This window comes from Segatella copri, assembly GCF_003465495.1.
GTDB classification, from domain to species: Bacteria; Bacteroidota; Bacteroidia; order Bacteroidales; family Bacteroidaceae; genus Prevotella; species Prevotella copri_G.
Genome location: NZ_QSAV01000024.1, coordinates 42171 through 54412, shown reverse-complemented (window position 1 = coordinate 54412; position 12242 = coordinate 42171). Strand labels below are relative to the sequence as shown.

Sequence of the window (12242 nt, the reverse complement as noted above, 5' to 3'; positions counted from 1 at the left end):
TATTATATAATAAGGTACGCGAGGGGGACCATGCAAAAAACAGCTGTTAACTGTTAACCCTGTTAACCCCCCCCACTAAAAAAGTTGATAGTTTATAGTTGATAGTTAATAGGGCTTAGCCGTTTGCAAGATTGCTATAAACTAACCGAACTCAAGTTTCGTAAGTAAGCCCCACACGCCCTGAAAGGGCAGAAGCTCCTAGCCCAGGGCATCGCCCTGGGTGTTTATGGGCGCAAACCTGTCGCCCTGTAAGGGCAAAAGCTTTCAAATACCTGACAATATACAAAGCTTTTGCCCTTACAGGGCGCCTTGCTGATTGTCATTATACCCAGGGCGATGCCCTGGGCTGGGAGCTTTTGGGCCTTCAGCCCGTACTTGAACCACATGCGAAACTTCAGTAACCGAAGTTAAATATAGTATTCTGCCGAATCAACCAAACCGGCTCTCAGCGCATATTTCGTAGCCTCGTGAACGTTGTTTACGCCCAGCTTGCGGAATATGTTCTTGCGGTGGGTATTGACCGTATGGAAGCTGGAAAAGCGCTTCTCGGCTATTTCTTTCGTTGTCATTCCCAACGCAATGTCTTTCAGAATCTCTGTCTCAGTTTTGGTGAGGTTGATTTTCTCCTGCTCCTCCTGTTTCGGAGCCAGAAGAACCTCCATCATGCGCTGGCAGACAAAACGGTTGCTTGCCACACAGAAACGTATCGCCTCCTTGATTTCCATTAGCGAACACTCCTTCAGCAATACGCTGAACTGCGTACTGCTGGCGATGAGAATCTTCACGAAATCGGCACTCAGATCCTCACTGAACAGTAGCCAGCGCGTGTATGGGAAACGCTGGTTTAAAATAAGTAACTCGGCAGCATCATTGATGTCGAAAAGGGTGTAGTCGAGTATTACAACCGTATCCTCATTCTCCTTTAAGGCAAGCATCAGGTCTGCCTTGTCTTCGATGGTCCGGGTTTCCAAACCCTCTATCTTACTGATCACATAGCTCAATCCGGCTCTTGTGATGTCCTGTTTGTCTGCTAGTAGAATCTTCATTGTGTTTACTCTCTTATATGTTGTTTATATATGTACGCAAATGCCTTGATGCAATGAAAATACTGCATCAAGGCATCTTTTTTCTTATTAGAATGACATGAGGAAGCCCATACGGATGCCCCATTTTGAGATGTTTGCATGGTCATAATAGTTGAGGCGGCGAACATAATCTATTCCGAAGAACTTGAAGATGTTGTGCACGCCGGCTACAAACTCCCAGTATGGCGTCTTGCCAAAGGTATAGGAGTTGGTAGGGAATTTGAAGAGCTTCTCATCATTGAGGTTCTTGCTCGGGTCGTTCTTGCTGGTCAAATCGCCCCATACACCCTTGATGGCTACATATTCACGCCACTTCAGCTTCTTGATGAGCGGAATGCGGTTGAGCAACTTGCCGTTCATATCCCAGGCTACTGACCAGAACAGCTGGCGGTCGCTCAGGAACTCCCAGTCCTTCATCATGCTGATGGTTGCCTCCTGCTCGAAGAGAGAGAGGTTGACCGGTGGCTGGATGAGCATGGTGAAAGGCACTTTGCTCCACTGCGCCTTGCCCACGATGTTGAAATCCATATAGCCGAAGCTTCCCAGCCACTGGCGCTTGTAAATGCCCAGCGTGGTGAGGTTGCTCTGATACTGGCCGCCCATGAATCCGTCTAAGCCCATGGTGTGGCGAAGCGAGATTTCAGGACTGTCGAGGTTGATAGGCAGGCGCTGCTGCTTGGTGTTGACATAGGTGACACCCGGGTTGTAATCTAAGCCTACACTCGCCTCTGTGGTGCGTATCTTGCGTATTTCCTCGCCGTCGCTCACCCTGAAGTAGTGGAGATTGCCCACGGTGCGGTTGCTCTGCCAGCGGAGGCTGGTGTCGAAGCGGAAGCCCCAGTCGGTTTCGTAGGTGAAGGTCACCTTCTGGCGGTGATACTGATACATCTGGTCCTGCGTAGTGGCACGGAGGGTCATGAAGAAGTTGTCCTTGTTGTGCAGCAGGTTATCATCGGATGGAGATGTAATATCATGCCCCAGTTCGAAGGTAAGCTTGCGCATCGGGAACTCGAACGGACTGTTCTTCTTCTTGTTGAACGAATAGGTGAGCACATGGCCGTAATACCACTTGTTGCTCTTCAGACCATAGGCGCCGTAACCATCCCAGAAGAAGTGAGGGTTGAGGGCTGCCATCGTCCTGCCCGCCAGACGCAGGCGCACGCCGTCTACGTAGTTGTTGGAGAGGAACGTGTTGATAGGTCCGAGGTCGAAGAGGCTACGGCGGTCGTTGATGATGCTGTCTCTTTCAACACCCAGACTGTCTTTCACCGTTACCTTTTTGCCCTTGGTATGAGCCACTTCCACATAGTTCTCCATCAGGGCTCTCACACCGAAAATGATGTATTTGAATCCCTTGGAGTTCTCCATGCGGTGGATAAAACTGTCCATCGACGATTCACTCTTCGTGAGGTCCACCTGCCGGTATTTGTTCCAGTATGCCTCATCGCGGTTCATCGCATCCATATCGTGCCTGATCTTCGCCTTGCCCTTGAAGAGCTGCTTCGGCAAGGCATCGAAGGCATAATCGGTGATTCGCGTGTTTCGCACCACCAGCAGGTCCTGAAGGAGCTTGTTGACGTGCAGTTCGGCTATCATATCGTCTTTAGAGAGCACCCACTCGCCGTTGTCGAGTTTGGTGTACTCCTGTTCAATCTTCATGTCAGTAACCCAGTTTACATCGCTGTTGTGAGGCATGTAGAGGTTACATTTCTTCACGTGCAGGCTGCTGTCGGCAAGCACATAGAGTTCGCCTCGGAATCCGAAGTCCTGGCTGTTGGCTGGGATAAACTGCAGATGGTAGCAGAGATCTCTTTCCACATACACCGTATCTTCGATGTAATAATGGTAGAAGCTGATGGCTGTTCTGCCGATAGGAGATGGGAAGGGATACTGCAGCAGGCGCACGTAATCATCGTAGATGTCCACATCGGTGAACACCTCTTTCAGGGCGGTGTTGAGAATCTCTCCGGTCTGGATTACCTGTCCGATTCCATTGCTCTGCTGACCCTTGATGATGTCCTTTTCGGTCTTCGGATCTTTGCGGTAAATATGCTGTGAAACCGTCTCGTCGATGCTGACAGGCAGGGTGAGCTTTCCGTTGTATGGAGAGGTTTCTACCTGGTCGAGGAGATACTGGCGGCGCTGGAAGAACTTGCTTTCGAGCTGTTCTTTCTTCAGGTCGTTGAGCGCGAGCGTAATCTTCTGGTACTTATCATATTGCACATAGTCGTGATTGCTCAGGTCGCTCTTTTTCTTGGCAGCAATCACGCGCCGCATCAGTTCTACGGCAGGATTATCCTTACGTTTGTAGCGGCCTTTTTTCGATTTCACCACCACTTCGGTAAGTTTGTGCGTATCGTCTTTCAGTTTGATTTCCAGGAAGTTGGTCTTTTCGTCAACCTTCACCGATGTGCTCTTGTAGCTCAGTGCGCTTACGGTGAGCATGAGTCCCGGCTTCTTGTCAATGGTAAACTTACCTTCTCCGTTACTGGAAACCGCAATTTTATGTCCTTTGTATTGCACGCTTGCATACGGTACGGCAAAACCGTCGTCATCAATGACACGACCTGTTATCTTCTGCTGAGCCATCATCTGAAGCGTAGAAATCATCAGAAGGATGACCGTAAAATACAACTTTTTAATACCTTTCATTTTTTATACCTTATTATATATAGGGGCTCTCCGCCCATGATTTAATGCTTTCAGGATGCAAAGTTATAACATTATTCGTAAATAGACGCAAAAACCTATTCATTATTTCAGTTTTTTATGAGATTTTCAGAAAAAGGCTTCCATGCAGTTCCTTCTGCAGCCTGTTCTTGCTCTTCGCCGTGCGAGCCTGAGTGGTATAAATCCCCTTCATATTGCTCTATTTCACCTTTTTATCTGTCAATATCTGATGAAATTCAGAAAAATAACAGAAAACTATTTGGTTAATTTAATTTTTTAGCGTAATTTTGCACACTGAAATTTAAAGAAGAAACGCCCTTCTGCGGGCTTATTAAACATTAAGAGAATGAATAACAAGGGAAATCTTACCGACGAGCGGCCTCCTTTGCTGCCCGTCATCATAGGCACCGGTTTCGGCAGTGGCTTCTGGCCTTGGGGACCGGGAACGGCTGGCTCTGTATTGGCAACCCTCATCTGGGCAGCCCTGGCTTACGGACTCGGTATTACGGGCGAGAGTCTGCAGAGCATCACCTTCTTTCTCGTCATTGTTTCCACTATTCTGGGCACTTGGGCAACAGCGCAGTTGCAGCCTTACTGGGGTGAGGATCCCAGTCGTGTGGTCATCGACGAGATGGCTGGCGTGTGGATTCCCCTGTCGTTGCTAACCCCGCTTACCGCTCAGGGCGAAGTGAAAGATGCCTGGTGGTGGGCATTGGTGGCACTTGTTCTCTTCCGCTTCTTTGATATGGTGAAACCGCTGGGCATCAAGAAACTGGATAACAGACAGGGCGCCTTCTATGTGATGGCTGATGATCTGCTGGGCGGCCTCTATGCAGCCGTTTCTTTAATCATCATCAAAATCATACTGGTTTCGGCTGGAATCATCTAGTCTGGCATTTCTTAAAGAAACAAATTCTTAAACAGACATTTCTTAAACAGGCAATAAAAAATAGATTAAAATATGAATTATAGAGATTTCTTACAAAAAGTTATCTATGCCATCATCAATCCACTTATCAAGGCGATGATAGCAGTAGGTATTACTCCTAACATTGTCACCTTCGTAGGATTCCTGGGCAATATCGTGGCAGCCGGTTTCTTCCTCGATGCTGCATGGATGCTCGGAACAGAGCAGGCTGATTATGCATCTTGCATGGTTACTGTAGGATGGGGTGGATTCATCATCCTTGCAGCCGGTCTCTTCGATATGATGGATGGCCGTCTGGCACGTATGAGCGGCAAGAGCAGTCTCTTCGGCGCACTCTGGGATTCTACACTCGACCGCTACAGCGAACTGGTAAGTCTCTTTGGCATCTGCCTCATCTTCGTACGTATGCAGGGCGATATGACCTGGTTCTGGATGGGCGTAGTCACCTTTGCAGCGATGATCGGTTCTGTGATGGTAAGTTATGTCCGTGCCCGTGCCGAGGGTTTGGATATTGAGTGCAAGGTAGGTTTCATGCAGCGTCCTGAGCGCGTTGTCGTTACTGCCGTTACTGCGATGATTACCGGCTTTACAGGCAATATCTGGTGGCTGGCTGGCGGAATGATTCTGATTGCCGTTCTGGCAAACATCACCGCTTTCTGGCGCATCTGGCATTGTTATGTTGTGATGAACGCTCATAAATAATAAACTCAAGTTCTATCTATAAAAAGTAGAAAAAAGTGTTTAGTATCTATCTGATTATCCTCCTGGCGGTACTCGCAGCCTGGAAGAAGACACGCCGTTTTGCCTTCTATTTTCTGCCTTGGTTCCTCTTTGGAATCATCTACGATTCGATGCGCCTTTATCCTAACTATATGGTGAACGATATTGACGTGGCGAATCTCTATCATGCAGAAAAGTCGCTCTTCGGCATTGCTGCTTCATCCTGCGCAGAACTGCAGGCTGTAGCCGACCATAGCCAGCTGATGATTCCGGGCGAATACTTCAAGGTTCACCATTGCGGTTTTGCTGATTTCTGGGCAGGCATCTTCTATCTCTGCTGGGTTCCGGTGCCTATCGCCTTTGCTCTTTATCTGTATCTTACGAAACAGCTTAACTGGTTCAAGCGTTTCTCCTGGGCTTTCCTGCTGGTGAATGTCATCGGCTTCATCGGCTACTACATCTATCCGGCTGCTCCACCTTGGTACGCGATGAACTATGGCTTCAAGGCTGTGCTCAATACACCGGGCAATGTGGCTGGTCTGGGCAGATGGGACGAAATGACCGGACTGCACGTGTTCCACGGACTCTACGGCAAGAATGCCAATGTCTTTGCTGCCGTGCCTAGCCTGCATGCTGCCTATATGTTCCTCACTACGATTTATGCTGTGATGAGCCGTAAACGCTGGTATACGGTGGTGCTCTTCGCCTGCATCTGTCTGGGCATCTGGTGGACGGCAGTCTATTCCGGTCATCATTATATCATCGATGTCATGTTGGGTATTCTTACTACGATAGTAGGCGTACTGCTAATGGAATCCAAGAGAATATGGGCAAGATTAAAGAAGAACTCGTAACCTTCGGCAAGGCGGAACTGACCGCCTCCTGCGCCTCAGTGATAGACTTCGGACTGGCATTCTTCCTCTCAGATATCATCGGCATTTATTACGGACTTGCCAATGCGCTGGGAGTGATAAGTGGCGGCATTACCAACTGCATACTGAATTACCGTTATGTGTTCGGCGATTCCAAGAGCAAGAAAAAGAGTGTAGCCTGGCGCTATTTTATCATCTGGGGCATCAGCTGGATGCTCAATTCGGGCGGCACTATCGCCCTGACCGAATTTCTGAATGCGCACGAACATATTCAGCTGCATTATATGATTCCGAAGAGTATTGTATCTCTGCTGGTAGCGATATTCGTCAACTATCCCGGACAGAAGAAATTTGTTTTTAAGCAGTAATAACCATATCAGATGGGGGCAGTATTCAGTATGTGCCCTCATCTTTTTTTGTATCCTATCAGGTAATCTGCTGACATCGGGACATAAAAAAAGAGTTTGGATTGTCTCCCGACATTCCAAACCCACGCTTGTTTCTAACTAACTTATTATCAACTATTCATTACTTTTCATTTTGCAAAATTACGAGTTTTTTCACAATAAAATAAACTTTTTCAAAAAAATAATAACGTAAACGTTTGCGTTTTCGAAAGAAATTGTTATCTTTGCAAAGAATTCACTAACTTTGCTGTCGAAAGACGAAAATATGCAGAATATGTGAATACAAAATGTATATCGATAATAAGCATAAACTGAATATGAAACAACGAAGAACATCTTTGAAAGACCTCGCCGACCGACTTGGCGTCAGCATAGCAACTGTATCTAGAGCCTTGCGAAACAGCCATGAAGTGGGTGAGGAGATGACTCAAAAGGTGAAAAGCCTTGCCAAGGAGCTCAATTATCGACCAAACCCCTTTGCACAGAGCCTCAGAAAAGAAGCACCTAGGGTGATTGGTGTAATTGTGCCAAACCTGGTGACTCATTATTATGCTGCCGTGCTGGATGGTATAGAAGATTATGCCGTAAGGAATGGTTATTCGGTGATCAGCGCCAATAGCCACGAGAATACAGAACACGAGAAGAGAGCGGTAGAAAACTTCCTGAATATGCATGTGGAAGGCATCATCGCCTGTCTGGCACAGGATACGGTCGACTATTCTCATTTCGAGCAGTTGCATAAGATGGGAGTTCCACTGGTGTTCTTTGCCCGTTGTTGTTTAGAAGATAAGTTCTCCCAGGTAGTAGGCAATGGTGATGTTGCCGCCCAGGAGGCTACCCAGCATATGATAGATACCGGTTCGCGCCGCATCGCCTTCATCGGCGGTCCAAACCATCTTGATATGGTGCGCCGCAGAAAACACGGTTATCTGGAGGCGCTGAGAGAGAACCGCATCCCTATCGACCGTGACCTCGTGGTTTGCGACAAAATCGATTTCGATGTGGCCCGAAACGCTACCCTCCGTCTCCTCGAAAAGGAGGACAGACCTGATGCCATCCTCGCCTTTAACGATATTATCACCTATGCCGCCTTCGATGCTATCAAGGAAAAAGGGCTCCGCATACCAGAGGATGTTGCTATCATCGGTTTTACCGATGGTGATACTGCTGCCTTCGTTACGCCGAAACTCTCGGCTATCATGGACAAGGCACACGAACAGGGAACCACAGCCTGCGATCTACTCATGAGAAGTATCAATGGAGATGATAGAATCTACAAAAAAGTGGTACCGATGATTCTGAAAATACGCGAAAGTTCTGAAAAAAACGACGTGAAATAAAACCTATTATAGAAATAAAAAATCTTTTCAGATAAATATATATAAACCTACGATTATGATGATAAAAAAACAAAACTACTTGAAACATGCCATCGTGCTGTTTCTGCTCTTGCTGCTCATGCAGCCGGAGAGGGCATGGGCTGCCTATGAAAACGTAGAATTCAGCAGCCTCACCAATCATGATGGACTTACGAACAGTCAGGTGGGTGCCATCCTCAAGGACACCAGAGGCTACATCTGGTTAGGTACCCAGTCGGGACTGTGCCGCTTTGACGGCTTCCGTATGAAAACTTTCTATTATAGCAACACTGATGATAAGTCGCTGCCTAACAATTCGGTAGATGAACTTCAGCAAGACTATGATGGAAATATCTGGGTGCATACCTCTGTGGGGTACAGCATCTACAAATATGATGAAGAGCAGTTTAACCGCAAACCGGAAGAATGGCTCAAAAACATCCACGTGCAGGGACCTCCTTATAAACTCCTGATAGATAAGGATAAGAACATGTGGATAGCAGTCTACGGACAGGGACTCTACTTTCATAATGCCAAAACCAAAAATACCTACCTTTTTAAATTTACCAAAAAGGCTCAGCCGGGCTGTCTGAAAGAGGGAAATATCAGTAAAATAACCGAGGTTGACGGCGATGCGCTCATTACCTATGCTGATGGTACAATCTGCCGTGTCAACGGACAGAAACAGAAGGTTCTCTGGTCCAATTCCTTCCTTGCTAACCATAAAGCTGCCGGTGATAATGGTGCCTATACTTTCTATGATGGTATAGGTGGTTTCTGGGTTTCTGTAAGTAATGCCAATTACGTGTATCAGTCTAAAACCGGAAAATGGACCGATGCCCGTTCTTATCTTACAAACATGGGCATTGCTATTCCTTGCCCAACCCGTATTCTGATGCGTGATATTGCCCGCGATAAGGCAGGCAATCTTTGGGTGGCTTCCGACCATAATGGTCTCTTCTTTGTTGATTTCAAACGCAAAATCTGTCGTCAGTATGTTCATTCCGAAGCAAAGGGAAGTATCGTTGACAATTCCCTGCAGAAGGTTTATGTGGATGATGAGGGAGCTATCTGGGTAGGTAGTTACAAGAACGGCGTGGCCTATTATTCGCCTGCCGCTCAGAAATTCACAACTATTCCGCTTGGTGATGTGTGTACAATCACGCAGGATCTGAATGGTAATCTCTGGTGCGGAACCAATGATAGCGGTATTGTTTGCTACAGTCCGCTTACCGGACAGAGCTGGCGATTCTCACAGGCTGAAACCGGTCTGACTTCGGATATTGTGGTCAGCAGCGTAACCATGGCTGATGGTACGATGTATTTCGGCACCTTCAATGGTGGACTTGCCCAATATAAGAACGGCAGATGGAAGAGTTTTCAGGCAGCTCCTGGCGGACTTGCCAATAACAGCGTCTGGTGTCTTGCCGAAGATCCGTATCATCGCCTGATTATCGGAACCTTGGGTTCAGGCTTCCAGATTTATAATCCTGAGAGCGGAAAGTTTACAACCTACAATGTTCAGAATTCGGGTATTACCAGCGATTTTATCAACTCGCTCTTCCTGCCGAATAAAGATGAAATTCTGATAGGTCATTCGCAGAACTATTCTATCTTTAATTTCGGAACCCGAAAGGTAACCAATGTGAATACAACCAAGGACGGACAGCCTTTCCCTAGTCCTTCCTTGAATTACATGATGAAGGATAGCCGAGGCATCTTGTGGATGGCTTCGCCTGCGGGTGTCACCATGTATGATGAGGCTTCAGGACAGTTGGAGTCAATCAATGACCTCAATGGTACGCAGGGTACGGTAGGCTGTATGGTGCTCGAAGATAAGCAGCATAACATCTGGCTGGTTTCTGAATTTATCGTTACCCGTGTTACGCTGACCAAGAATAATCAGGGAAAATGGGACATTACGATGATCAGCTTCAATTCGCTCGATGGCTTGCAGAGCCGCCAGTTTAACCAGCGTTCTGCCTGTCTGATGAGAAATGGAGCCATCGCCATCGGTGGACAGGATGGTATTAATATCATCAATCCTGCCAAGATTCTTCCTGCCCAGAAACATGCACATGTCTTGTTCAGCGGTTTCGTACTCTTCGATCATCCGCTGAAGGCAGGTGAGGAGTTTGAGGGAAGAGTGCCTCTGGAAAAATCGCTCGATACTCATCCTGAACTGGATCTCAGTTATAAGGACAAGGCGTTTACCATACAGTTTGCTTCCGACCAGGTAAGTATTCCGGCCCGTTGCCGTTTCCTCTATCGCATGAAGGGACTTGATGACAAATGGATGCTGACACCGGAGGGACGTCCGGAGGCTACCTTTACCAATCTCTCTTCAGGCAGCTATGTCCTGGAGGCAAAGGTGGTGAATGCTGATGGTAGTGTGAGCGAAGAGGTGAACACGCTGAAGATTCATATTCACCCGCCTTTCTATCTCTCTTTATGGGCGTTCATCGTATATATTATATTAATAGGTGTAGCTTTCTATCTCTATCGTAAACGCATGCTCGAAAAGCAGCGTGTTAAATTCGAACTCCAGAGCAAGGAAGACAGTATCAAGAAAACCAAGGAGTTGAACGAACTGAAGCTCAACTTCTTCACCAATGTGAGTCATGAACTCCGTACTCCGCTCACCCTGATTATCTCGCCGCTGGTTAGTATGATCAGAGAAGAAAGAGATGAGTCTAAACGCAGAAAGCTGGAGATGATTCATCGCAATGCTACCCGTTTGCTCAATCTGGTAAACCAGATTCTTGACTTCCGCAAGATAGACCAGAATAAGGAAAAACTTACCCTGTCGCATATCGACATTGTGAGCTTCGTTGACAATATCTGTACTTCGTTCCGTACTTTGGCAAACAGCAAAGTAACGCTTGCCTTCGATTCTACGGTGCCTAGTCTGCAGATGTCGTTTGATGCTGATAAGGTAGGAAAAATCGTGAATAACCTCTTGAGCAATGCCTATAAGTTTACGCCAGATGGAGGATTTATCACCGTTTCTCTGAGTGTTGCACTCCGCCAGCGTGTAGGAGACAAGGATTCGGATATGCTCCGCATCTCAGTATCTGATACTGGCAAGGGCATCAGCGATAAGGAGAAGGAACATGTGTTTGAGCGCTTCTATCAGGTTAATGGTACTGAAATGCAGCCGCAGGGTGGTAGCGGAATAGGTTTGAACCTGGTAAAGAAGTTTGCCGAACTGCATGGCGGTAAAGTAGATGTTACAGATAATCCAAGCGGAGGAACCATCTTTATGGTAGACCTTCCGATAGAGAGCAGTACCACCTCCAATTCTACGGCACATCTCGGTTCCTTGCGAGCAGCCCCTATCATAACCACGGTGCATCAGGCTACTGATGAGGATCCGGATGCAGGTAAGAACGTTCTCTACGGAATGAGTAAACATGCGCATCAGCCTGGAGAATCGATGATCAGGAAGCCGGTAGTGCTCCTCGTTGACGACAGTGAGGACTTCCGTGAGTTTATGAACGAAGTATTGACAGACTATACGGTTGTTGAGGCTGTCAATGGTCAGGATGCCTGGAACAAGATCATCGACCGTCGTCCAGACATCATCCTGAGCGATGTGATGATGCCTGTGATGGATGGTAACGAACTCTGCCGGATGTGTAAGGACAATGACGAAACAACAGCCATACCTTTCATCATGCTCTCAGCCCGTATGGGAGATGAGCAACGTAAGGAAAGTCTGAAGTGTGGTGCTGACGAGTATATTGCCAAACCATTCGATATTGATATGTTGAATCTCTGTATTCTGAACCTCTTGAAGAAACGCAAGAATGTGAGCACAGAATATGTAATAACAGAGGCCGACCGCAAATTTATCGATGAGGTAAATGCTTATATCCGCGACAATATGAGCAATCCTGAAACATCGGTAGAATCGCTGAGTACTCATCTTAGCATTTCACGCGTACAATTATATAAACGCATGATTTCGCTGACGGGTATTACACCTTCTGAGTATCTCAGAACCAAGCGTATCAAATTTGCAGAGCATCTGCTCCGCTCGGGCGACTTGAACATCAGTGAAATAGCCTATAAGGTGGGATTCAATAATCCACGTTATTTCACTAAATACTTCCAAGACGCGTATGGCGTTACGCCGTCTCAATATCGTAAGAATCTGTCAGAATCAGAGTAGTTTACGCTTCTAGTTAACATTTTATACA

Annotated in this window: 8 protein-coding genes; 6 read left to right on the top strand and 2 right to left on the bottom strand. The window is 47.0% G+C overall.

The features are described 5' to 3' along the window. Positions 1-407: 407 nt before the first annotated feature. Together DWV53_RS08700 and DWV53_RS08695 are read right to left on the bottom strand one after the other, a co-directional pair. On the bottom strand, positions 408-1046 hold the full coding sequence (locus DWV53_RS08700; RefSeq protein ID WP_006847727.1) for a helix-turn-helix transcriptional regulator: 639 nt from the start codon (positions 1044-1046) through the stop codon (positions 408-410). Positions 1047-1133: 87 nt separating this feature from the next. After that, positions 1134-3737 (bottom strand): DUF5686 and carboxypeptidase-like regulatory domain-containing protein, encoded by a 2604-nt coding sequence (locus tag DWV53_RS08695; protein ID WP_259305855.1) that lies wholly within the window; start codon positions 3735-3737, stop codon positions 1134-1136. A gap of 364 nt (positions 3738-4101) precedes the next feature. Between DWV53_RS08695 and DWV53_RS08690 the strand changes: the two genes are divergently transcribed. The 6 genes from DWV53_RS08690 (at position 4102) to DWV53_RS08665 (ending at position 12214) form a co-directional block, all read left to right on the top strand. Then, positions 4102-4644 carry a phosphatidylglycerophosphatase A family protein gene (locus DWV53_RS08690; RefSeq protein WP_117694481.1) on the top strand — a complete coding sequence of 181 codons (543 nt, stop codon included), beginning with the start codon at positions 4102-4104 and terminating at the stop codon, positions 4642-4644. A gap of 72 nt (positions 4645-4716) precedes the next feature. Beyond that, positions 4717-5385, top strand: coding sequence for a CDP-alcohol phosphatidyltransferase family protein (locus tag DWV53_RS08685; RefSeq protein ID WP_118063543.1), 669 nt, complete (start codon positions 4717-4719; stop codon positions 5383-5385). A gap of 35 nt (positions 5386-5420) precedes the next feature. Continuing rightward, positions 5421-6257, top strand: coding sequence for a phosphatase PAP2 family protein (locus DWV53_RS08680; protein WP_118152982.1), 837 nt, complete (start codon positions 5421-5423; stop codon positions 6255-6257). Beyond that, positions 6230-6643: a GtrA family protein gene (locus DWV53_RS08675; protein ID WP_117587282.1), complete on the top strand. Its 414-nt coding sequence runs from the start codon at positions 6230-6232 to the stop codon at positions 6641-6643. Before DWV53_RS08680 ends, DWV53_RS08675 begins: the two co-directional genes overlap by 28 nt. A 356-nt stretch (positions 6644-6999) precedes the next feature. Continuing rightward, positions 7000-8022 carry a LacI family DNA-binding transcriptional regulator gene (locus DWV53_RS08670; protein ID WP_118152986.1) on the top strand — a complete coding sequence of 341 codons (1023 nt, stop codon included), beginning with the start codon at positions 7000-7002 and terminating at the stop codon, positions 8020-8022. 55 nt (positions 8023-8077) lie between these two features. Beyond that, the gene (locus DWV53_RS08665; protein WP_118152980.1) at positions 8078-12214 is read left to right on the top strand and encodes a hybrid sensor histidine kinase/response regulator transcription factor; all 4137 of its coding nucleotides are present in this window, start codon (positions 8078-8080) and stop codon (positions 12212-12214) included. Positions 12215-12242: the final 28 nt, after the last annotated feature.

Excerpts from the sequence above, each read along its gene's own strand:
- DWV53_RS08665 (WP_118152980.1), top strand. The coding sequence starts at position 8,078 with ATGATGATAAAAAAACAAAACTACTTGAAACATGCCATCGTGCTGTTT.
- DWV53_RS08690 (WP_117694481.1), top strand. The coding sequence starts at position 4,102 with ATGAATAACAAGGGAAATCTTACCGACGAGCGGCCTCCTTTGCTGCCC.
- DWV53_RS08700 (WP_006847727.1), bottom strand. The coding sequence starts at position 1,046 with ATGAAGATTCTACTAGCAGACAAACAGGACATCACAAGAGCCGGATTG.
- DWV53_RS08685 (WP_118063543.1), top strand. The coding sequence starts at position 4,717 with ATGAATTATAGAGATTTCTTACAAAAAGTTATCTATGCCATCATCAAT.
- DWV53_RS08695 (WP_259305855.1), bottom strand. The coding sequence starts at position 3,737 with ATGAAAGGTATTAAAAAGTTGTATTTTACGGTCATCCTTCTGATGATT.
- DWV53_RS08675 (WP_117587282.1), top strand. The coding sequence starts at position 6,230 with ATGGGCAAGATTAAAGAAGAACTCGTAACCTTCGGCAAGGCGGAACTG.
- DWV53_RS08670 (WP_118152986.1), top strand. The coding sequence starts at position 7,000 with ATGAAACAACGAAGAACATCTTTGAAAGACCTCGCCGACCGACTTGGC.